Source organism: Rhizobacter sp. J219 (assembly GCF_024700055.1).
Taxonomy (GTDB): domain Bacteria; phylum Pseudomonadota; class Gammaproteobacteria; order Burkholderiales; family Burkholderiaceae_C; genus Rhizobacter.
Genome location: NZ_JAJOND010000001.1, coordinates 4,866,169 through 4,888,252 on the forward strand (window position 1 = coordinate 4,866,169; position 22,084 = coordinate 4,888,252).

The 22,084-nt window shown below is 67.5% G+C and carries 19 protein-coding genes and 1 pseudogene; 16 read left to right on the forward strand and 4 right to left on the reverse strand.

All coding sequences use genetic code 11. The features are described 5' to 3' along the window. The first annotated feature begins 26 nt into the window (after positions 1 to 26). The 3 genes from LRS03_RS23155 to LRS03_RS23165 all read left to right on the forward strand — a co-directional run bounded on the left by LRS03_RS23155 (position 27) and on the right by LRS03_RS23165 (position 4,899). Positions 27 to 1,142 carry a carbonic anhydrase gene (locus LRS03_RS23155; protein WP_257828491.1) on the forward strand — a complete coding sequence of 372 codons (1,116 nt, stop codon included), beginning with the start codon at positions 27 to 29 and terminating at the stop codon, positions 1,140 to 1,142. 23 nt (positions 1,143 to 1,165) lie between these two features. After that, positions 1,166 to 3,505, forward strand: a complete 2,340-nt coding sequence (locus LRS03_RS23160) for a sensor domain-containing diguanylate cyclase (protein WP_257828492.1) — start codon at positions 1,166 to 1,168, stop codon at positions 3,503 to 3,505. Between the two features lie 191 nt (positions 3,506 to 3,696). Then, entirely contained in the window at positions 3,697 to 4,899 is a 1,203-nt protein-coding gene (locus LRS03_RS23165) for an ammonium transporter (protein ID WP_257828493.1), read from the forward strand. 3 nt (positions 4,900 to 4,902) lie between these two features. Here LRS03_RS23165 and LRS03_RS23170 read toward each other — a convergent pair whose 3' ends face one another. Both LRS03_RS23170 and LRS03_RS23175 read right to left on the reverse strand, forming a co-directional pair. Continuing rightward, positions 4,903 to 6,219 carry a type II toxin-antitoxin system HipA family toxin gene (locus LRS03_RS23170; protein ID WP_257828494.1) on the reverse strand — a complete coding sequence of 439 codons (1,317 nt, stop codon included), beginning with the start codon at positions 6,217 to 6,219 and terminating at the stop codon, positions 4,903 to 4,905. Then, a complete protein-coding gene (locus LRS03_RS23175; protein WP_257828495.1) occupies positions 6,206 to 6,616 on the reverse strand; it encodes an XRE family transcriptional regulator in 411 nt (136 codons plus the stop codon). The genes LRS03_RS23170 and LRS03_RS23175 overlap by 14 nt, the downstream gene beginning before the upstream one ends. Before the next feature lie 241 nt (positions 6,617 to 6,857). Here LRS03_RS23175 and LRS03_RS23180 point away from each other — a divergent pair, with 241 nt between their 5' ends. The 7 genes from LRS03_RS23180 (at position 6,858) to LRS03_RS23210 (ending at position 14,130) form a co-directional block, all read left to right on the forward strand. Beyond that, entirely contained in the window at positions 6,858 to 7,976 is a 1,119-nt protein-coding gene (locus tag LRS03_RS23180) for a BMP family ABC transporter substrate-binding protein (protein WP_257828496.1), read from the forward strand. A gap of 99 nt (positions 7,977 to 8,075) precedes the next feature. After that, positions 8,076 to 9,176, forward strand: coding sequence for an ABC transporter permease (locus tag LRS03_RS23185; RefSeq protein ID WP_257828497.1), 1,101 nt, complete (start codon positions 8,076 to 8,078; stop codon positions 9,174 to 9,176). Next, positions 9,173 to 10,096, forward strand: coding sequence for an ABC transporter permease (locus tag LRS03_RS23190; RefSeq protein WP_257828498.1), 924 nt, complete (start codon positions 9,173 to 9,175; stop codon positions 10,094 to 10,096). Before LRS03_RS23185 ends, LRS03_RS23190 begins: the two co-directional genes overlap by 4 nt. Positions 10,097 to 10,110: 14 nt before the next feature. Then, positions 10,111 to 11,133 (forward strand): formamidase, encoded by a 1,023-nt coding sequence (locus tag LRS03_RS23195; protein ID WP_257828499.1) that lies wholly within the window; start codon positions 10,111 to 10,113, stop codon positions 11,131 to 11,133. Continuing rightward, positions 11,134 to 11,829, forward strand: coding sequence for a biuret amidohydrolase (biuH, locus tag LRS03_RS23200; RefSeq protein ID WP_257828500.1), 696 nt, complete (start codon positions 11,134 to 11,136; stop codon positions 11,827 to 11,829). Next, positions 11,826 to 13,382 carry an ABC transporter ATP-binding protein gene (locus LRS03_RS23205; protein WP_257828501.1) on the forward strand — a complete coding sequence of 519 codons (1,557 nt, stop codon included), beginning with the start codon at positions 11,826 to 11,828 and terminating at the stop codon, positions 13,380 to 13,382. Before biuH ends, LRS03_RS23205 begins: the two co-directional genes overlap by 4 nt. A 97-nt stretch (positions 13,383 to 13,479) precedes the next feature. Further along, positions 13,480 to 14,130 carry a cysteine hydrolase family protein gene (locus LRS03_RS23210; protein ID WP_257828502.1) on the forward strand — a complete coding sequence of 217 codons (651 nt, stop codon included), beginning with the start codon at positions 13,480 to 13,482 and terminating at the stop codon, positions 14,128 to 14,130. A 10-nt stretch (positions 14,131 to 14,140) separates the two neighbouring features. On the opposite strand, the gene LRS03_RS23215 is transcribed toward LRS03_RS23210, so the two are convergent. After that, positions 14,141 to 14,551: a hypothetical protein gene (locus LRS03_RS23215; RefSeq protein WP_257828503.1), complete on the reverse strand. Its 411-nt coding sequence runs from the start codon at positions 14,549 to 14,551 to the stop codon at positions 14,141 to 14,143. 147 nt (positions 14,552 to 14,698) lie between these two features. Continuing rightward, positions 14,699 to 15,610, reverse strand: coding sequence for a helix-turn-helix transcriptional regulator (locus LRS03_RS23220; protein ID WP_257828504.1), 912 nt, complete (start codon positions 15,608 to 15,610; stop codon positions 14,699 to 14,701). A 345-nt stretch (positions 15,611 to 15,955) separates the two neighbouring features. Here LRS03_RS23220 and LRS03_RS23225 point away from each other — a divergent pair, with 345 nt between their 5' ends. The 6 genes and pseudogenes from LRS03_RS23225 to LRS03_RS23250 all read left to right on the forward strand — a co-directional run bounded on the left by LRS03_RS23225 (position 15,956) and on the right by LRS03_RS23250 (position 22,022). Next, positions 15,956 to 16,798 carry a DUF2189 domain-containing protein gene (locus LRS03_RS23225; RefSeq protein ID WP_257828505.1) on the forward strand — a complete coding sequence of 281 codons (843 nt, stop codon included), beginning with the start codon at positions 15,956 to 15,958 and terminating at the stop codon, positions 16,796 to 16,798. Further along, positions 16,798 to 17,007, forward strand: a complete 210-nt coding sequence (locus tag LRS03_RS23230) for a DUF2788 domain-containing protein (protein WP_257828506.1) — start codon at positions 16,798 to 16,800, stop codon at positions 17,005 to 17,007. The genes LRS03_RS23225 and LRS03_RS23230 overlap by 1 nt, the downstream gene beginning before the upstream one ends. Before the next feature lie 156 nt (positions 17,008 to 17,163). Beyond that, a complete protein-coding gene (locus tag LRS03_RS27095; RefSeq protein WP_489739922.1) occupies positions 17,164 to 17,760 on the forward strand; it encodes a molybdopterin-dependent oxidoreductase in 597 nt (198 codons plus the stop codon). 57 nt (positions 17,761 to 17,817) lie between these two features. Then, positions 17,818 to 20,496: pseudogene (locus LRS03_RS27100) on the forward strand (molybdopterin-dependent oxidoreductase); the annotation flags it as partial. A gap of 9 nt (positions 20,497 to 20,505) precedes the next feature. After that, on the forward strand, positions 20,506 to 21,405 hold the full coding sequence (gene fdxH, locus LRS03_RS23245; RefSeq protein WP_257828507.1) for a formate dehydrogenase subunit beta: 900 nt from the start codon (positions 20,506 to 20,508) through the stop codon (positions 21,403 to 21,405). Beyond that, positions 21,402 to 22,022: a formate dehydrogenase subunit gamma gene (locus LRS03_RS23250; protein WP_257828508.1), complete on the forward strand. Its 621-nt coding sequence runs from the start codon at positions 21,402 to 21,404 to the stop codon at positions 22,020 to 22,022. Before fdxH ends, LRS03_RS23250 begins: the two co-directional genes overlap by 4 nt. Positions 22,023 to 22,084 lie beyond the last annotated feature (62 nt).

The window sequence follows — 22,084 nt, forward strand, 5'->3', positions numbered from 1 at the left end:
GGCTTTGCGCTGGAGAAAAGACCATCATGCACACCCCGCCTCGCAGCCTCGCAGCCACCCTGTCTGCGCTGGGTTTCCTGGCCTGGGCGCTGCCCGCCTTGGCCTCTGAGCCCATCATGCGTACCTCACCCGGCCGGCCGATGCGCGACGGCGCGGCGGTGGGCGACGGCAAGCTCGTCAAGAAGCCGATGTCCAAGGTGTCGGCGGAAGAAGACAACGAAACGCTCGAAGCGCTGCGCGAGCGCCTGGCCCGCAAGCTGGGTGCCCAGCAGGCGGCCGAGCGTGCGGCCGAAAAGCCGGAGCCCGGTGTGCTGCGGGTCGTGGCCCGCTCGCCCGCACCCGCCACCCCGGCCGCGGCGACTGCCACAGCGGTGTCGCCCGGAGGGGCGCCCGAGCCGGGCATCCACTGGAGCGAGCCGCGCCGTGCCGCCGCTCCGGCCAAGTCAGCGCCCGCCGCGAAGAAGAAGCCCGAGCACTGGTCGTACCACGGCGACGGCGGCCCCGAGCACTGGGGCAGCATGAAATCGGAATACGCGTTGTGCAACAACGGCAAGCGCCAGAGCCCGATCGACATTCGCGACCAGATCTCGGTGCAGCTCGACCCGGTGCAGTTCGACTACAAGCCGACCAGCTTCCGCGTGATCGACAACGGCCACACGGTGCAGGTCAACGTGGCGCCCGGCAACAGCATCGAGGTGATGGGCCGCCGCTACGAGCTGCAGCAGTTCCACTTCCACCGCCCGTCGGAGGAGCGCATCAACGGCCGCCAGTTCGACATGGTCGCCCACCTCGTGCACAAGGACCTCGAAGGCAAGCTCGCCGTCGTGGCCGTGCTGCTCGACCGTGGCAGTGCGCAGCCGGTGGTGCAGCAGGTGTGGAACAACCTGCCGCTGGAAAAAAACGAGGAGCTGGCCTCCCGCTCGCCGCTCGACCTGAACGGGCTGCTGCCCGCGGACCGCGGCTATTTCACCTACATGGGCTCGCTCACCACGCCGCCGTGCAGTGAAGGTGTGCTGTGGATGGTGATGAAGAACCCGGTGTCGATCGCGCCCGAGCAGATCGGCATCTTCTCGCGCCTCTACCCGATGAACGCGCGCCCGGTGCAGGCCTCGGCCGGCCGCATGATCAAGGGCTCGAACTGAGCCTCGACCGCACGGTCGGAAGCATGCCGGTGAACGCCAGGCCGCTTCGTTCGACGCGGCCGGCGCTCGCCGGCTGGCTGTTTGTCTGCGTCATGGCGGCGCTGGTGGCGGCCGTGCTGACCTGCGCGGTGCTGATCGACCGCTTCACCCGCGATGAAGCGCGTGAGCAGGCGACGCGCTTCCTGCAGATCAACGCCGATGCCCTTCGCGACGCGCTCGACCGTGGCATGGCGCAGCACTACGAGGAAGTGCACGTCATCGCGCGCCTCGACCAGGTGGCACGCCAGCGTGATCCGGCGCAGGTGCGGCGGGTGCTTGAAGACGTGAAAAGGAGCTTTCCGCAGTTCACCTGGATCGCCCTCACCGATGCGCATGGCAAGGTGCTCGCGTCGGCCGATGGCTTGCTCGAAGGCGTGAACGTGTCGGCCCGCCCTTGGTTCAAGGGCGCGACGCAGGCGAGCTTCGTCGGCGACGTGCATGCCGCCGTGCTGCTCGAGAAGCTGCTGCCCAAGCAAGCCGAGCCCTGGCGTTTCGTCGACATCGCGGTGCCCGTCTTCAGCGCGGGTGGTGAACTGCAGGGTGTGCTGGGCACGCACTTGAGCTGGACGTGGGCCGGCCAGATCAAGCGCGAGCTGGTCGACACGGCGATCGAGCGCTACCAGGCCGAGGCGTTGGTGGTCGCGACCGATGGCACGGTGCTGCTCGGCCCGGCCGCGCTGCAGGGCAAGCCGATCGACCGGCCCGGCGACCACCTGGTGGCGACCTCGCAGACGCGGGGCGCTGGCCGCTATCCCGGCCTCGGATGGAAGGTGGTGTTGCGCCAGCCCGAGTCGGTGGCGCTCGAAAGCTTTCATGCGCTGGAGCGACGCATCCTGTGGGCGACGCTCATCCTGTGCCTTCTGCTCGCGCCGCTCGTGTGGCTGCTGGCACGTCGTCTGTCGGCACCGCTGATCGAGCTGACCGCCGCACTGGAATCGGGACGGGCGCTGCAGCCCTCGCACCACCCGCTGTACCGCGAAGCGGAGGTGTTGGGCCAGGCCCTGCGCGCCCACGCGGAGCGCCAGGCTGAAGACGCTGCGCGCCTGCTGCAGATCAACAGCTCCCTGCAGGAGCGTGTGGAGGAGCGCACCGCGGCGCTCGCGGCGAGCGAGCAGCGCCTGCGCGACATCGCCAACAACGTGCCGGCGCTGATCGCCTATTTCGGTGCCGACGAGCGCTGCCAATTCGCCAACACCGCCGCCCTCAAGACCCACCACCTGCAGCCCGACCAGGCGGTGCACGAGGTCACGCTGCGCTCGGCGCTCGGGGACCGCTACGAGGGCCACCGCCGCTACATCGAACAGGCCCTCGCGGGCCGCCGTGCGAGCTTCAGCGGGCAGGTCGAGATCGACGGCCGCAAGGTCGACTACGAAACCCAGTTCGTACCCGACCTCGGCCCCGAGGGCCAGGTGCGTGGCCTGTACGTGCTTTCGTACAACCAGACCGCGCTCAAGGCCGCCGAGCGGCGCCTGCGCACGATTGCCGACAACACACCGGCGCTCATCAGCTACGTCGATCGCGACCAGCGGTTCCAGTTCTGCAACGCCACCTACGGCCGCTGGCTGGGCGTGGACCCGCAGGCGGTGATCGGCCAGCACATGCGTGAAGCCCTCGGCGACGAGATCTACGACCAGCGCACCGAAGTCATCGGCCGCGTGCTCGCCGGCGAACGCTGCGACTTCGACACCACCCTGAACCGCCTGGGCATGGTGCGGCACCTGCACTCGATCTACCTGCCCGATGTGTCGAGCGAGGGCACGGTGGACGGCTTCTACGTGCTGTCGATCGACGTGTCGGCGATGAAGGCGGCCGAGGAGCAGCTGAGGGTGATGGCACGTACCGACACGCTCACCGGCCTGCCCAACCGCCTGCGCTTCAACGAAAAGCTGGCCGAGGCGCTGGCGCGCAGCCGCCGCCAGGGCCGGCCGATCGCGCTGCTCTTCCTCGACGTCGACAAATTCAAGAGCATCAACGACACGCTGGGCCATGCCGCCGGCGACGAGGTGCTGCAGGTGTTTGCGGCGCGCCTGTCGGCCAGCGTGCGCGAGACGGACACCGTGGCCCGCCTCGCTGGCGACGAGTTCGTGGTCATCCTGGAAGGCCTGCACACCGAGGCCGAGCCGCAGTTCGTGGCCCGCAAGATCCTCACGTCCATCGGCCGGCCCTTCAGCCTGGCTGGCCACGAGCTGAGCGTGAGCACCAGCATTGGCATCGCCTTCCACGCCCAGGGCACGGCCTCCCCCGAGCAACTGCTCTCGGCCGCCGACAAGGCCCTCTACGAGGCCAAGGCCGAGCGCAACACCTTCCGCCTGGCCCTGGCCTGAAGCTCCGCTGCACAAACGAGGTGCAGCGCGTGGCGAATCACGCCCCATGGGTGTGCCAAAGCGGCCCAAAGAGCCGCCCCAAAAAGGCACAAAGTTTGCTTGCCATTGGTGCTTGATCGCACCTTTCGAGGGAAATCGCGCCGGCTTGGTGCGGTTTGGGGGTGCGACGCCTCTCAACTCGGAACGATCACATGGAGCAACTCAAGCAGGGCGCGGATGCGCTCTTCATCCTCCTGGGCGCCATCATGGTGCTCGCCATGCATGCCGGCTTTGCCTTCCTGGAGCTGGGCACCGTGCGCAAAAAGAACCAGGTCAATGCGCTGGTGAAGATCCTGGTCGACTTCAGCGTCTCGACCATCGCGTATTTCTTTGTCGGCTACCTGGTGGCCTACGGGGTGCAGTTCATGGCCGGCGCCGAGACGCTGGCGCAGAAGAACGGCTACGACCTGGTGAAGTTCTTCTTCCTGCTGACCTTCGCGGCGGCCATCCCGGCCATCATCTCGGGCGGCATCGCCGAGCGGGCGCGCTTCTACCCGCAGCTCATCGCGACTGCGGTGATCGTGGGTCTGGTCTACCCGCTCTTCGAGGGCGTGGTGTGGAACGGCAACTACGGCGTGCAGGCCTGGATCAAGAGCGTGGCCGGCGCCGAGCTGCACGACTTCGCCGGCTCCGTCGTCGTGCACGCGGTGGGTGGCTGGCTGGCGTTGCCGGCGGTGATCCTGCTGGGCGCGCGTGCCAACCGCTACAAGAAAGACGGCGGCATCTCGGCGCACCCGCCATCGAGCATTCCCTTCCTCGCACTGGGCGCCTGGGTGCTGGCGGTGGGCTGGTTCGGCTTCAACGTGATGAGCGCGCAGACGATCGACAAGATCTCGGGCCTCGTCGCCGTGAACTCGCTGATGGCCATGGTGGGCGGCACGCTGGTCGCCACGCTCGCGGGCAAGAACGACCCGGGCTTCGTGCACAACGGGCCGCTGGCCGGCCTGGTGGCGGTGTGCGCGGGCTCCGACGTGATGCACCCGGTGGGCGCGCTGGCCACCGGCGGCATTGCCGGCGCCATCTTCGTCATCATGTTCACGCTCACGCAGAACCGCTGGAAGATCGACGACGTGCTCGGCGTGTGGCCGCTGCACGGCCTGTGCGGCGCCTGGGGCGGCATCGCCTGCGGCATCTTCGGCCTCACCGAGCTGGGCGGGCGCGGCGGCGTGACCTTCCTCGCGCAACTCATCGGCACGGCGATGGGCGTGGTGTGGGCACTCGTCGGCGGCTTCGTGGTCTACGGCCTTATCAAGGCGGTGGCCGGCTTGCGGCTGACGCAGGAAGAGGAATACGACGGGGCCGACCTGTCGATCCACCGCATCACCGCCACGCCCGAGCGCGAGACGAACTGGTAAGCCTCAGGGCCGCCGAAACGGCGGCGGCCGCTTGCGCCGGGCCGGCGCAGCGGCGAAGCGCGCCGCATCGAAGCTGGTGCGCTGTGCGAGAAGCGGGTCGCCGTCGAGGCGCTCGGCGAGTTGCTCGATGTCGCGTGCCGAGACGCCGGCCTGTGCGAAGTGCTCGCGCCAGCCGTCGACCACGGCGATGACGGCGGCGACTTCCGCCGCCGCTTCCGCCGGCAGCAGGCCGAAGGCCTCGCACTGCGACATCGCGTTGTCGAGCGTCGAGTCGCGTCCGTCGGCGCCGCAGATGAACTCCTGGAAGCCCTGGCCCGAGTTGGTGGGCAGCACGTCGAAGGCCGGCGCGAGCTTGAGGCGGCCATTCGCGGCCGGGTTGACCACCAGCAAGGCGTGGTTCTTCTCGTGGTCGTCGGTGTTGTCGACCAGGATGTTGAAGACCATGCGGCGGAAGAGTTCGCGGGCGTCGCGCTGGTTGACGCCGTCTTGCGTGAGGCCCACGCGGCGCAGCAGGCGGGCCAGCTCGGGGTAGCCCAGCTCCGGCTCGGCGCCCGAGGGCGTGGCGGCTCGGATGGCGGTGCCGGCCGAGAGGCTGTGGATGCGCCGGGCACCGTCGCGGTCGAAGCGGCGGATTGCGATGGCGTGTGCGCCCGTGAGCGGGATCACGCGCGTCTCGGCCACGGTGATGCCGGCACGCGCCGCGAGCGTCATCGTGGCGTGCTCGATGAGCGGCGCGTCGACCGGCTCGTGGTTGAAGAACTTCACCACCCAGGGCTCGCCGCCGATGTCGATGAGTGCCTTGGGCTTGGCGCCGCCGAGCGGGCTGCCGCCGCCGGCGATGATGCGGGCCTCGACCGCGCCGATCGGCTCCGAGGCCTCGATCTTGGCCACCACGTCGCTCAGCGCCTGCGCCTGCTCCAGCCGCGGCAGCGGGCCGCCGGCTTTCGGGGCGTAGACCTCGGGCGAGGTCGACACGCCGAGTGCGCCGAAGCGGTCGTCACCCGCGTAGTACAGGTATTCCATCAGCGACAGCCGCCGGGGCTTGTCGACGAAGCGGATCACCTTCTCGCCCCAGCGGTCAGGCCGCGCATCGTCGACCGCGCCGACCGCGCGCTGCGCATCGCTCGCCAGCCGGCCGGGCGGCAGAAACTCGGTATCGACGAGGGGCAGGTCTTCGCTCAACGCGAAGCCGCTGGCCAGCCAGTCGCGCCCGTAGCGCAGCGAGACGCCCTTGCCGGCCGCGACGAGCTTCAGCTCGCCCACGTAGCGCGGCGCCGCCGGGTCGCCCAGGTACCAGAGGAAGAGTTCATCGAGGCGCATCGCGGTCCTGCTCTTCCCTCACGGCGTCGGCGGCGTTGGCGGTGTTGCTGCGCAGGCGGGCCTCGGCCGAGGCCTGTGCGCGGGCACGGCCGAGTGCCACGGCCTCGCGCACGTCCATCTCGAGCGCGCCCTGGTCGTGCTCAGGCGCGGCGAGCTGGCGCAGCTCGCCGTCACGCTGGATGAGCCAGAGGGCGGTGGCGACGATGCCGATGCCCACCGACGGGTCACCCGCTTCGAGCCGCTGCAGCGTGGCCACGGTCACGCCCATGCGCTGTGCCCACGAGCGCAGCGACTCCTTGCGGCGCAGGCGCGCCACGGCGAGGTCGGCGCCCAGCTTCTCAATGGCGCCGGCGGTGGCGGGTGGAAGCTGGAGCAGGGCACGGGCAGTCTTTGGCATACCCATAGATCGTAACAATAAGGCCTGTTTTGTCAATATCTATAAGTACAAATAGGTGTGAACCAAGAGAACCGCAGAAGGGCTCACTGGCGCGCACCGGCTGCACTGGGTGCGTCCTGGCTGGCACACGCATTGCATGTATACAAGAAGGTGTTCAAACCGGCCTCGTCTCGGTGCATGCCTGTGGGCACGGCTCCTGCGAAGGCTTCTTCAACCACTGCAACGTGCACAGGAGCGCAGCATGTCTGGATCGGAAATCAACCGTCGTGGGGTTCTGAAAGGGGTGGGGGCCGTGGGGGCCACGGCGGCTCTCGGTGGCCTGAGCGGGCTGGTGCAGGGCCAGGCGCCGATCACCGTCGGCGTCATCTACGTCGGCCCGCGTGACGACTACGGCTACAACCAGGCACAGGCCGAAGCGGCCGCTGAAGTGAAGAAGCTGCCCGGCGTGAAGGTGGTCGAAGAAGAGAACGTGCCCGAGACCACCGCGGTGCAGAAGACGATGCAGGGCATGATTGCCCAGGACGGTGCGGCGCTGCTCTTCCCCACGTCTTTCGGCTACTTCGACCCGCACATGCTGGCCGTCGCCGGCAAGAACCCCAAGGCCCGCTTCGCCCACTGCGGCGGCCTGTGGAGCGAGGCCAAGCACCCCAAGAACACCGGCAGCTTCTTCGGCTACATCGACGAAGGCCAGTACCTCAACGGTGTGGTCGCCGGTCACATGAGCAAGAGCAAGAAGATCGGCTTCATCGCCGCCAAGCCGATCCCGCAGGTGCTGCGCAACATCAATGCGTTCACGCTCGGCGCGCGCTCGGTCGACCCGAACATCACCACCACGGTGATCTTCACCGGCGACTGGTCGATGCCGGTGAAGGAAGCCGAAGCCACCAACAGCCTCGCCGACCAGGGCGTCGATGTCTTCACGATGCACGTCGACAGCCCGAAGGTGATCGTCGAGACCGCCGCCAAGCGCGGCAAGTTCGTCTGCGGGTATCACGCAAGCCAGGCCAAGCTCGCGCCGAACGCGTACCTCACCGGCGCCGAGTGGAACTGGATCACCGCCTACAAGACCATCATCGAAGCCGCGCGCAGCAACAAGCCGCACCCCAACTTCGTGCGCGGCGGCCTGAAAGACGGCTTCGTGAAGACCTCGCCCTACGGCTCGATGGTCACCGCGGCCGCCAAGAAGAAGGCCGACGAGGTGAAGGCCGCGATGGTGGCGGGCAAGTTCGACATCTTCAAGGGCCCGCTGAAAGACAACACCGGCAAGGAAGTGATCCCCGCCGGCAAGGTGTTCGCGCAGACCGACGTGACCCTCGAAGGCATGAACTACCTGGTCGAAGGCGTCGTCGGGAAGGCATGACGGCCCCCCCAGTCGCTTCGCTCCTGCCCCCAAGGGGCGCCGGCCGGTCCTTGGGGCGGCCCGGCGGACGGCCGTTGCTTGACCCACACAGGCTGAACCATGGCACTGTCTACCCGCACCACTGAAACGCTGGAGGCCATCGCGCTTCCGGTGCTCGCGATGACAGGCGCGCTGTTGTTGTTCGGCGCCTTCATCTGGGCGGGTGGCAAGAGCCCGGTCGAAGCCTGGACGCTGCTCTTCAAGGGCGCTTTCGGCGACTGGTTTTCATGGCAGAACTCGCTGCAGCGGGCGGCACCGTTGATGTTGACGGCGTTGTGTGTCGCGATCCCGGCGCGGGCAGGGCTCATCGTCATCGGCGGCGAGGGGGCGCTGGTGCTCGGTGGCTTGGCCTGCGCCGGGCTTCCTTATCTCTTGGCCCCGCCGGCGAATGCGTTCGGCACGGCGCTGCTCCTGGTGGCCGCGGCGCTGACGGGTGCGGTGTGGATCGCGTTGGTCGGCGCACTGCGCCAGTGGCGCGGGGTCAACGAGACCATCAGCAGCCTCTTGCTGGCGTACACCGCGATTGCTCTTTTCAAACACTTCGTCGAAGGGCCGATGCGCGACCCTTCGAGCCTGAACAAGCCGTCGACCCGCACGCTCGGTGACGGCTTGCTGATCGGTGGCATTGCCGGCACCGACATCCACTGGGGCCTGGTGTTCGGCGTCGTGGCCTGCGTGGCGCTGGGCTTGTGGCTCTTCTTCACGACCTCCGGGTTTGCGACGCGCATCGTCGGTGGCAACACACGCGCGGCGCTGCTCGTGGGCCTGCCGGGGGCTCGCCTGATGGTGGGGGCCTGTGCCATCGGTGGTGCGTGCGCCGGCCTTGCGGGCGGCATCGAAGTCGCGGCGGTGCATACGAATGCCAATGCCTCGCTGATCGCAGGCCTCGGCTACACCGGCATCCTCGTGTCCTTCGTCGCCCGCCACAACCCGTGGGCCGTGATCCCGGTGGCGGTGCTCTTCGGCGGCTTCGGCGCGGCCGGCAGCCTGCTGCAGCGGCGCATGGATGTGCCCGATGCCTCGGTGATGGTGCTGCAGGGGTTTGCCTTCCTGCTGATCCTCGCGAGCGAGGCACTGCGCGGCAAACTCTTCGCACCGCGCGTGCCGAAACCTGCGCCTGCACCTCAACCCGTGTCCGGCGTGGCGGAGGCCGCGACATGAGCACGACGGAGATCGTCCTCAACGTCCTCATCGCCGTGCTGGGCGGCGCGATCCGCGTGGGCACGCCCTTCCTGCTGGTGAGCCTGGGTGAGTGCATCACCGAGAAATCGGGCCGCATCAACCTCGGCCTCGAAGGTGTGCTCGTTTTCAGCGCGATGGCCGGCTTCGGCGGTGCCTACCTGAGCGGCAACGTGTGGGTCGGGGTGCTGCTGGCAGGAGGCTGCGGTGCGTTGCTCGCGCTCCTGCACGGGTTGGTGTGCTCGCTGCCGCGTGTCAACGACATCGCGACCGGCATCGCGCTGATGCTGCTCGGCAGTGGCCTTGCGTTTTACCTTGGCAAACCACTGATCCAGCCGCAGGCACCGCAGATACCCTCGCTCGATCTCGGCGCCTGGAGCAGCTCGGCGCAGATCCGTTCGGCGCTGCAGATCAACATGCTCTTCCCCATCGGCGTCGCGCTCGCGGCGCTGCTGGCCTGGGGCTTCAAGGCCACACGGTTCGGCCTCGTACTGCGCATGGCGGGTGATTCGAGCGATGCGGCGCGCGCGCTCGGCTACTCGGTCAACGGCATCCGCATCGCGGCCACTTGTGCCGGCGGCTTCATCGCCGGCCTCGGCGGCGCATCGCTCTCCCTCTATTACCCCGGCAGCTGGAACGAAGGCCTCTCCAGCGGCCAGGGCCTGATCGCGGTGGCACTCGTGATCTTCGCGCGCTGGAGCCCGTGGCGCTGCCTCGGTGCGGCGCTGCTCTTCGGCGGGGCGGGTGCGCTCGGCCCCGCACTGCAATCGGTGGGCATCAGCAGCGGCTACTACCTCTTCAACGCCGTGCCCTACGTGCTGACGCTCGCGATATTGATCTGGACCTGCTCGCCCACACGCAGCCTCAAGGGCGCGCCGATGGAGCTGGGCGTGACACGCTGAACGAGGAGCAGACGATGAGTGGTCTCGGTGGTTTGAACAAGTCGCCGAATGGCGTCGTGATGGGGCTGGTGCAGCTGCAGTTGCCCGTCGTCAAAACGAAGGCTGACCTCGCGGCGCAGACGGCGCGCATCGTCGAACTCGTGGGCAAGGCGCGCCGCAACCAGGGCACGATGGACCTCGTCGTGTTCCCCGAGTACTCGCTGCACGGCCTCTCGATGGACACCCACCCCGAGATCATGTGCACGCTCGACGGCCCCGAGGTCGCGGCGTTCAAGCAGGCCTGCATCGCCAACAAGATCTGGGGCTGCTTCTCGATCATGGAGGCCAACCCGCACGGCAACCCGTACAACAGCGGCCTGATCATCGACGACAGCGGCGAGATCAAGCTCTACTACCGCAAGCTGCACCCCTGGGTGCCGGTCGAGCCGTGGGAGCCGGGCAACCTCGGCGTCCCCGTCTGCGACGGCCCCAACGGCAGCAAGCTCGCCCTCATCATCTGCCACGACGGCATGTTCCCCGAGATGGCGCGCGAGGCCACCTACAAGGGCGCCGAGATCGTGATCCGCACGGCAGGCTACACGGCGCCGATCCGCCACGCGTGGAAGATCACCAACCAGGCCAATGCGTTTTGCAACCTCGTCTACACCGCCAACGTCTGCATGTGCGGCAGCGACGGCACCTTCGACTCGATGGGCGAGGGCATGTTCTGCAACTTCGACGGCACTGTGATGGTGGAAGGCAGCGGCCGCCCCGACGAGATCATCACCTGTGAACTTCGGCCCGACCTCGTGCGCGAGGCACGTGCGACCTGGGGCGTCGAGAACAACATCTACCAGCTCTACCACCGCGGCTATGTGGCGGTGAAGGGCGGCGCGCAGGACTGCCCCTACACCTACATGCACGACATGGCGGCCGGCCGCTACGTGCTGCCGTGGGAAGCGAGCGTGCAGGTGACCGACGGCACGAGCTGCGGCTTCGAGGCGCCCACGCGCAGCTATGCAGGCCCCGAAATTCCTCCGTTGAAGAAGGTGGCCTGAATGAACAAGCGCTACGTCGCCGCCGATCCCTACCGCTGGCCCTACGACGGCAACCTGCGGCCCGACAACACGGCCCTCGTCGTGATCGACATGCAGGTCGACTTCTGCGGCCCCGGAGGCTACGTCGACAAGATGGGCTACGACATCTCGATGACACGCGCACCGATCGAGCCGCTGAAGAAACTCTTCAAGGTGATGCGCGACGCGGGCTACACGCTGATCCACACCCGCGAAGGCCACAAGCCCGACCTGTCGGACCTACCCGCCAACAAGCTCTGGCGCTCGCGCCAGGCCGGCACCAACGGCATCGGCATCGGTGACGTGGGCCCTTGCGGTCGCATCCTCACCATCGGCGAGCCTGGCTGGGAAATCATTCCCGAGCTGGCCCCGCTGCCCGGCGAGCCGGTGATCGACAAGCCCGGCAAGGGCTCGTTCTACGCCACCAACTTCGACCTCATCCTGCACACCCGCGGCATCCGCAACCTCATCCTCACCGGCATCACGACCGACGTGTGCGTGCACACGACCATGCGCGACGCCAACGACCGCGGCTACGAGTGCCTGATCCTGTCGGATTGCACCGGCGCCACCGACCTCGGCAACCACCTGGCGGCACTGAAGATGGTGACGATGCAGGGTGGGGTGTTTGGCGCCGTCTCCGATTCCAAGGCGGTGATCGAGGCGGTGACCGCATGACCGCGCCGCTCGACCCCGTGCCGCGCCCGACCGGTGCGCTCGCGCTCGACACCTTCGAGCTCACCAAACGCTTCGGCGCGTTCACCGCACTCGACCATTGTTCGCTCAAGGTGCGGCCCGGCACCGTGCACGCCCTGCTCGGTGAAAACGGCGCAGGCAAGAGCACGCTCGTGAAATGTGTCGTGGGCTACCAGCGCGCCGAAGAAGGCGCCGTGCTGCTCGACGGCCGCGAGCACGACATCGCCAGCCCCGTGATCGCCCGCGACCTGGGCATCGGCATGGTCTACCAGCACTTCACCGTGGTGCCCGGCATGACGGTGGCCGAGAACCTGCTGCTCGCGCGCGGCCACCTGCCGGCGGTGATCGACTGGAAGAAGGAACGCGCGGCACTCGCCGAGTTCATGAAGACCACGCCCTTCAAGCTCGACCTCGACGCCACGCCGCAGGAGCTGTCGGCCGGGCAGAAGCAGAAGCTCGAGATTCTGAAGCAGCTGTTGTTGAAGCCGCGCCTGCTCATCCTCGACGAGCCCACCTCGGTGCTCACGCCGCAGGAAGCCGACGAGGTGCTGGGCCTGCTGCGCGACCGTGCGCACGCGGGCGAGTGCAGCATCGTCCTCATCACCCACAAGTTCCGCGAGGTCACGGCCTATGCCGACGATGTGAGCGTGCTGCGCAAGGGAAAGCTCGTCGCGGCGCACCGGGTCGACGAGACCACGCCGCAGCAACTGGCCGCCGAAATGGTGGGGGGCGAGGGTGATGCCAGGCGCGAGTTCGCCGCGCCGCAGCGCGCCGAGCGTGAGCGCGGCGAAGCGATGTTGCAGGTCAAGTCGCTGGTGGTCGATGGCGACCGGGGCCAGGTGGCGGTGGCCGGTCTCTCGGTCAGCGTGCACTCGGGTGAGATCGTCGGCATCGCCGGGGTCTCGGGCAACGGCCAGCGCGAGTTCGCGGAAGCGCTGGTGGGCCAGCGGCGGCGTGTTTCCGGCGAAGTGTGGGTCGGCACCGAGCGCTTCGCGGCCACGCGTGCGCAGAACCGGCGCCTCAAGGTGCGCAGCCTGCCCGAAGAGCCCTTGCGCAACGCCTGCGTGGGCGACATGAGCGTGTCCGACAACATCGGCCTGCGTTCCTTCGACGTCGCGCCCGCCTCGCGCCTCGGCTGGATGCGCGGGCGCACGCTGCGCGAGCGTGCGCGCAAGCTCATCGGCGAGTTCGGCGTGAAGACGCGTGGCGAGCTGGCGCAGATCCGTTCGCTCTCGGGCGGCAACGTGCAGCGCGCGGTGCTGGCGCGAGAGCTGAGCGACGACGCCGAAGTGCTGATCGTCTCCAACCCCGTCTTCGGCCTCGACTTCGCGGCTGTCGCCGAGATTCATCAGCGCCTGATGGACGTGCGCAACCGCGGCGGTGCCGTACTGCTCATCAGCGAAGACCTGGATGAGTTGCTCGCGCTCTCCGACCGCATTGCCGTGATGAGCGGCGGCCAGGTGGTACATGAAACGGATGCTCGCCAAGCCGACCGCAACCGCCTCGGCGCCTTCATGGGCGGGAGCGCACACTGATGGCCCACCCCCTACGGCCTACGGCCGCCCCCTCAAGGGGGCAACACCAGCGGCCCGGCAAAGCCGGTTCCGCGGTGTTCGCCCTGGAAATGCTTCGATGATCACGATCGACGCACTTCCAGGCCCGTTCAGCTTCGAGCCGGCGCACACCGCGCTCGTGATGATCGACATGCAGCGCGACTTCATCGAGCCCGGTGGCTTCGGTGCCACGCTGGGAAACGACGTCTCGCTGTTGAAGCCGGTGGTGCCGGCCGCGGCCGCGCTCATCGCGTGGTGCCGCGAACACGGCATCCTCGTCATCCACACCCAGGAGTGCCACCGGCCCGACCTGTCGGACTGCCCACCCGCCAAACGCCTGCGTGGCAAGCCGAGCTTGCGCATCGGCGACCCGGGCCCGATGGGCCGCATCCTCATCCTCGGCGAACCCGGCGCGGGCTTCGTGCCCGAGCTGCTGCCGCAGGACGGCGACCTCGTGATCGCCAAGCCCGGCAAGGGGGCCTTCTATGGCACGAATCTCGGTGAAGAACTCACGCAGCGCGGCATCACCCACCTGATCTTCGGCGGCGTGACCACCGAGGTCTGCGTGCAGACCACGATGCGCGAGGCCAACGACCGCGGCTATGAATGCCTGCTGATCGAAGAGGCCACCGGCTCGTACTTCCCCGAGTTCAAGCAGGCGGCCATCGAGATGATCCGGGCGCAAGGCGGCATCGTCGGCTGGACGGCGCGACTGGCCGACCTGCGCTGAGCCCGGACGCTTACTCCACGTCGTGCTTGTAGGTGTGGTTGCTGCCGCACTTGAAGCTGTGCGGGTGCCATGCCGAGGTCTTGACTGGGCCATAACCGCCGCCCGAGCCGCTGTTGTCGTCCCGGTACTCGACCGCGCTGCTGGTGATCACCACGCCGTTGGCCGCGAAGTTCAGGGTCTGGCTCGGCCAGGTCTCGGTCTCCTCCCGGGCCAGGTTCTTGTTCGCCAGGCCTTCGGACTTGGCGTTGGGGTTGCCCTCGATCTTGTAGAGGAACTTCACCACCTTGATCGCGGCGCCCTTCTTGTTGGTGACTTCCACCGCGGGCTTGCAGTTGACCTTGGCCGCCGAGGCGGGCAAGGCAAGGCCGGCGAGGGCGGCGAAGGTGGCACTGGCGACGAGGGTTCGAAAGAATGCATTCATGGATTGGCTCCGTCCGCCCGGTTGTTGTCACACCAGGCCTTGGGCGGACCTCCCTGCCTGGTGCGGTGGCGGCGTCTCCTGCCGCCACGAAGCAACTCTAGGCAGGCGGCCTGTGCTTGACCCCCCCACCGCGGTGGGGGAGTTGGCTCATGAAAGCCGCTGCAGCAGCTCCTGGTGGCTGCTGATCTGCAGGCGGGCGTAGATCTCCTTGAAGTAGTCCTTCACCGTCTGCGGCGTGAGGTTGAGCTGGCGCGCGATTTGGGCGTTGGGCAGGCCGCGGGCGCTGAGCAGGGCCACTTCCTTCTGCCGGTTCGACAGGCCGGTGGCGTTCACGCGGGCGAGCAGATGTGCCTCGATCGGCACGCATTGCTCGATCAGCACGCCGATGCGTCGGCATCGCTCGCCGCGGGCCGCCTCCAGTGGGTAGGCGCGGAAGACGAACTCGCCCCAGTCGTTGCGGCGTATGAGCGCCGGCATGTCGTCTGTGTCGTGCTGCCGCAGGCGTGCGCCCAGCTCGCCGACCAGGGCGGCTAGCGCGGGTTGTACGTCGGTGAAATCGGCACGCGTGTTGTCGGCGCGGCCGACGCGCGCATCGAGGTTCAGGTCTCCCAGCAGCGCATACACCGCCAGCTCGTGGGCACGCGCCGACCATTCGAGCACCTCGCCGTCGTCGCGGCAGACCACGAGCGCCGAGCGACCGCTGCTGACGAAGCGCGACGGGCGTGTCGCTTCCACCTTCATCGCATGGGCGACGTAGGGCAGGGCCTGCGCGAGCAGCGCTTCTTCGTCGGGCGTGAAGTCGGGGTCGGTGTCGCGGCGGATGAGGGCGAAGCAGCCATACGGTCGCTGGCCGTCGCGCACCACGCCGTCGAGCATCCACTTGTAGCCGTAGGGTTTGAAGACAGCGGCGTAGGTGGCGCTGTGCTCGAAGCCGCGCGCCCACATCTGCCGCGCGTTGCCGGTGGGCGCGCCGAAGAGCACGATGTCGCGGAAGCTGTTGCCCGAGTCTTCGTCGTAGCGCTTGTGGTGCAGCACGATCCACGCGAGCCGGCGCGGCATGAAGGTGTCGGACCAGAAGTTGCTGATGCGCCCGGTCTCGCTGGACCATGCGAACTGGCCGACGGCGCAGGGGAATCATCTCGCGCAGTTGCGCGATCACCATCGGCATGAACGATCGGCTGGGTAGGCCCAGGCAGCAGGCCTGGCGGATCTGGGTGAGGGCGGCGCTGTGTTTGGCCTTCATGCTTGTCTCCGGTCAAACAAGACAGTGAAGGCGACGCACCGCCGGGCTTGTATCCCTAGGTCGGGAGGGGGTCGCATGTTCATGCGATGCGCCTCTGAGGGCCGGCAGCTGCGCTGGATCAAGTGCTCTGGTTGCCATCTGCTTAGACTGGGCTGCAGCCCATGAAGTCACGCTATCGGCCACTGCCTTCTGTTCGCACGATCCCGCTCAGCCAGCCGCTGGTCTGGCTGGTGCTCGCCTGGCGCGACATGGCGCGCATCGGCTGGCTGAGCTTTGCGCATGGCCTCGTGCTCGCGTTGGGCGGTGGCGCCATCGTGGTGGTCGCGCACGACCGCTTCTGGCTGCTCGCCGGGGCGGTCTCGGGCTTCCTGCTGGTGGCGCCGGTGCTGGCCACGAGCCTCTATGCCTTGAGCCGCGCCCTCGAGCGGCGCGAGCCGGCCACGCTGCGGGTGGTGTTCGACACTTGGCTGCACTGGCAGCGCGACCACCTCGACAAGTTCGGCGCCGACTACTGGAGCCTGGTGCGCTTCGGCATCGGCCTCGCGCTCGCCGGCACCGGCTGGGTGCTGACCTCGGCGGCGCTCATCACGCTGTATGCGCCGGTGCCCATCTTGCAGCCGATGGATTTCGTGCGCCATGTGGTGCTCGATCGCGAGGGCTGGCTCTTCGAAGCCTGGCTCGCGCTCGGGGGTGTGATGGCCGCGCCCATCTTCGCGTCGAGCGTGGTGGCGATGCCCTTGCTGCTCGACCGCCGCGTCACCTTGATGCAGGCAGTGCTGACCAGCTGGCGCGCGGTGCTCGCCAACCCGCTGCCGCTCGCCTTGTGGGCGCTGCTGATCGGGCTCTTCACCGCGCTCGGCCTCGCCTCGCTTTTCGTCGGTCTCGTCTTCGTGATGCCCATGCTCGGCCATGCGAGCTGGCATGCCTACCGCGACCTCGTGGACGTGGCGCACTGGCCGGCGCGCGAATCCGAGTGGCCTTCGTCTCTCACGAAAGAACGCTGATGTTCGGCTTCAGCGAAGAGCAGATCGCGGGCTTCGGCCTCAGCTTCGGGGTCGGCGCTTTCATGCTCTACATGGTCTTCATCATCGGCCAGCTCGCGTGGGAGTCGAAGGCCGGAAAATTCGGCACCTTCGTGCTATTCCTCGCGCTCGGTCTGGGGATGCTCGGCTTTGCCGCGAAGGTCGTGATCCAGTGGCTGATCGAGAAGTGAAGACATCCTGACGCTTCGGTGCGGCAAGCGCACGACGCCAGCGACGCTAAGGGATCGTACTAGTGAGGTGCAGGGGTTCGAACTGTCAAATAAGACCGCACCTGCCGTTTGGCAATCGGTTGCCTTTCGGGTCTGGCGCTCTGAGGAGATCGAACCATGGACATGAACCGGAGGGATTTCTTCCGGGTCAGCGGAGCAGGGTTGGTCGGGTCGAGCCTCGTCGCACTGGGCTTCTCGCCCACCGCGGCCCTCGCCGACACGCGCAGCTTCAAACTGGCCAGAACGACAGAAACCCGAAGCACCTGCCCCTACTGCTCGGTGAGCTGCGGGCTCGTGATGTACACGCTCGGCGACCGCGCGAAGAACGTCAAGTCGACCATCGTGCACGTCGAGGGCGACCCCGATCACCCGGTCAACCGCGGCACGCTGTGCCCCAAGGGCGCCGGCGTGATCGACATGATCCAGTCGCCCAACCGCGTGAAGTACCCGCAGGTGCGCGAAGCCGGCGCCAAGGAGTGGAAGCGCATCTCGTGGGACGAGGCGCTCACCCGCGTGGCCAAGCACATGAAGGCCGACCGCGACGCCAACCTCGTCAAGACGATCGAGAAAGACGGCAAGCAGATCACGGTGAACCGCTGGAACACCACCGGCTTCCTGGTCAGCTCGGCGTCTTCCAACGAATCCGGTTATCTGTCCGTCAAGGTCGCACGCGGCCTGGGGATGGTCGCACTCGATACGCAAGCACGTATCTGACACGCGCCGACGGTGTCCAGTCTGGGCCCGACTTTCGGTCGCGGAGCGATGACCAACTCGTGGACCGACATCAAGAACACGGACTTGGTGTTGATCATGGGCGGCAATGCCGCCGAAGCGCACCCCTGCGGATTCAAGTGGGTGACCGAGGCGATGCAGCACCGCAAGGCCCGGCTGATCGTCGTCGACCCGCGCTTCACGCGCAGCGCGGCGGTGGCCGACGTCTATGCGCCCATTCGCGTGGGCACCGACATCGCCTTCCTGGGCGGCGTCATCAACCACCTGCTGTCGAACAACAAGATCCACCTCGACTACGTCAAGCTGAACACCGACGCGTCGTTCCTCACCAAGCCCGAGTACAAGTTCGACAACGGCAACTTCAGCGGCTACGACGAGGCCAAGCGCAGCTACAACAAGGCGAGCTGGGGCTACCAGGTCGGGCCTGACGGGTACGTGCTGGTCGACGAGACCCTGCAGGACCCGCTGTGCGTGTTCCAGCAGATGAAGAAGCACTACGCCCGGTACACGCCGGAGCTGGTGAGCCAGATCACCGGCACGCCGAAGGACCAGTTCCTGAAGATCGCCGAGATGCTGGCCGCCACTTCCACGCCGGACAAGGTAATGACCATCTGCTACGCGCTCGGCTGGACGCAGCACAGCGTGGGCTCGCAGAACATCCGCGCGATGGCCATGATCCAGCTTCTGCTGGGCAACATGGGGCGCCCGGGCGGCGGCATCAATGCGCTGCGCGGCCACGCCAACGTGCAGGGCATCACCGACATGTGCGCCTACTCGGAGGTGCTCTCGGGCTACCTCTCGGCGCCCACCGATGCCGACGTCGACCGTGCAACCTATCTGGCCGCGCGCACCGGCAAGCCGCTGCGCCCGAACCAGATGACGTTCACGCAGAACTTCCCCAAGTGGCACACGAGCCTGATGAAGGCCTACTTCGGGAATGCGGCGACGAAGGACAACGACTTCGGCTACCACTGGATCCCCAAGCGCGACACGGCCTACGACATCCTGGCCATCTTCGAGCGCATGCACCAGGGCAAGGTGAACGGCTTCCTCGTGCAGGGCTTCAACCCGCTGGCCGCGGTGCCCAACAAGAAGAAGCTGTCGGCCGGTCTTGCCAAGCTGAAGTACCTGGTCGTGATGGACCCGCTGGAAACCGAGACGAGCGAGTTCTGGAAGAACTTCGGCCCGCTCAACGACGTCAAGCCCGAGGAGATCAAGACCGAGGTGTTCCGCTTCCCGGCCAGTTGCTTCGCGGAAGAGACGGGCTCGTTCACCAACTCCAGCCGCGTCATCAGCTGGAAGGAAAAAGCCGTCGACCCACCGGGCGAAGCCAAGACCGACTCGGAAATCATGGCGCGCCTCTTCGTGAAGCTGCGCGAGATGTACGCGAAGGAAGGCGGCACGCTGCCCGAGCCCATCCAGGCGCTGTCGTGGCCTTATGTGGTGCCGGCCGTGCCCTCGTCGCAGGAGCTGCTGCGCGAGATCAGCGGCAAGGCACTTGCCGACCTGTACGCACCGCCCCCCGCGCCACCGGTGCCGCCGTACCCGCAGTCGAAGCAGACGGCGGCCACGCAGGCCGCCGAGGCACCGACGGCCGGTGCCGGCGACAGCAAGGCCGCGGCGCAGGCCGTGGGTGCCGGTGCGGCCGCCGCGATGGCCTCGCGCAGCCCCTCGGCCGCCATCAAGCCCGGGGCCGCCACGACGACCGCCAGCACCGCGCCGAGTGGTGCGCCCGCACGTGGGCCCGCTGGCCCGAGCGGCCCGCCGATCGTCACCACGCCGACGTCACCGCCCATCGTCAAGGCCGGCGAGCAGCTGCCCGGCTTCGCGGTGCTGCGCGACGATGGCACCACCAGTTGCGGCAACTGGATCTACGCCGGCTGCTGGAGCCAGGCCGGCAACCTGACCGCACGGCGCGACACCAGCGACCCGACCGGCCTGGGCGTGTTCCCCAACTGGGGCTACTCGTGGCCGGCCAACCGGCGCATCCTCTACAACCGCGCCAGCGCCGACAAGGACGGCAAGCCCTGGGACCCGACGCGCAAGTACATGGCCTGGAACGGCACCAGCTGGGCCGGCGGCGCCGACGTGCCCGACATGCGGCCCGACGCCGCGCCCGAGCAGGGCGTGGGCGCCTTCATCATGAACCCCGAAGGTGTGGCCCGGCTGCACGCGGTGGGTATGAACGAAGGGCCCTTCCCCGAGCACTACGAGCCCTTCGAGACGCCGGTGGGTGTGAACCTCATGTGCCCGAGCAACCCCAAGGCCGTGAGCAACCCTGCCGCGCGTGTCTACAAGGGCGACCTCGAGGCTTTCGGCAAGAAGGAGGAGTTCCCGTACGCGGCCACCACCTACCGCCTCACCGAGCACCTGCACTACTGGACCAAGCACGCGCGCAGCAATGCGATCGTGCAGCCGGCGCCCTTTGTCGAGATCGGCGAAGAGCTGGCCCGGGAGAAGGGCATCAAGCAGGGCGACCAGGTGAAGGTGCGCAGCAACCGCGGCGAAGTGATCGCGGCCTGCGTGGTCACCAAGCGGATGAAGGCGCTCGACGTGAATGGCAAGAAGGTGCACCACGTCGGCATCCCCATCCACTGGGGCTTCAAGGGTGTGACGCAGAACGGCTACCTGGCCAACGCACTGACCCCGTTCGTCGGCGATGCCAACTCGCAGACGCCGGAATTCAAGGCGTTCCTCGTCAACATCGAGAAAGCGTGAGGTAGCACGATGGCCATGCAATCCCAAGACGTCGTCGCGCGATCCGCCACGACCACGCCATCCCCGCAGGTGCGCAGCGCCGTGCCGCAGGTCGCCAAGCTCATCGACGAGTCCAAGTGCATCGGCTGCAAGGCCTGCCAGGTCGCGTGCATGAACTGGAACGACCTGCGCGACGACATCGGCACCAACATCGGCGTGTACGACAACCCGAGCGACCTCACGCCCAGCTCCTGGACGGTGATGAAGTTCTTCGAGGTCGAGCCCGAGAAGGGCAACCTCGAGTGGCTGATCCGCAAAGACGGCTGCATGCACTGCGAAGACCCGGGCTGCCTCAAGGCCTGCCCGGCGCCGGGCGCGATCGTGAAGTACGCCAACGGCATCGTCGACTTCATCAGCGAGAACTGCATTGGCTGCGGCTACTGCGTGAAGGGCTGCCCCTTCGACGTGCCGCGCATCAGCCAGAAGGACAACAAGGCCTACAAGTGCACCTTGTGTTCCGACCGGGTGGGCGTGGGCCTGGAGCCGGCGTGCGTGAAGACCTGTCCGACCGGCGCCATCGGCTTCGGCACCAAGGAAGACATGGTGGCCTACGGCGAGAAGCGCGCCGTCGAGTTGCAGGAGCGCGGCTTCAAGAACGCCGGCCTCTACAACCCGCAAGGCGTGGGCGGCACGCATGTGATGTACGTGCTCAAGCATGCCGACAGGCCCGAGCTGGAAGACCTGCCGAAAGACCCGAGCATCAGCCCGCTGGTGTCGCTGTGGAAGGGCATCGCCAAGCCGCTGGCCGTGGCCGGCATGATCGGTGCGGTGGTGGCGGGCTTCTTCCACTACATGAAGGTCGGGCCGATCGAGGAAAAACCTGAGGGCAAGCCAGAAGAGAAACCGGAAGACGAGAAGGAGCCGTCATGAGCCGACTGCTGCTGCGCTACAACGCGAGCGAGCGCATGAACCACTGGGCGATCGCGCTGCTGTTCGTGCTGGCCGGGCTCTCGGGCCTGGCCTTCTTCCACCCGGCGTTCTACTTCTTCAGCTACCTCTTCGGTGGCGGGCAGTGGGCGCGCATCCTGCACCCGTTCCTCGGGCTGCTGATGTTCGTGTGCTTCCTGGGGCTCTTCTTCCGCCTCTGGCGCGACAACGTGCTCAACGACGACGACCGTGTGTGGCGCCAGCATGCCGGCGAGATGCTGCGCGGCGACAAGTCGAAGATGCCGCCCGCGGGCAAGTACAACGCCGGGCAGAAGATCGTGTTCTGGCTGATGGCCGGGAGCCTGCTCGTGATCCTCGTGACCGGCTTCATGTTCTGGTCGCCGTGGTTCACCGGCTTCTTCCCCATCGTGCTGCAGCGGCTTGCGGTGCTGCTGCACTCGGTGGCGGCGGTGGTGCTCATCCTCTCCGTCATCGTGCATGTGTACGCTGCGATCTGGGTCAAGGGCACCGTGCGGGCGATGACGCGCGGCACCGTCACCGAAGGCTGGGCGCGGCAGAACCATGCGCTGTGGCACCGCAAGATGACGGGGGGCCGCTGAACGTGCATCATCGGCCGGCGGGTGTCATCGGGGGCCCGTGCTTCTTGCGAGGAGTGAAACGG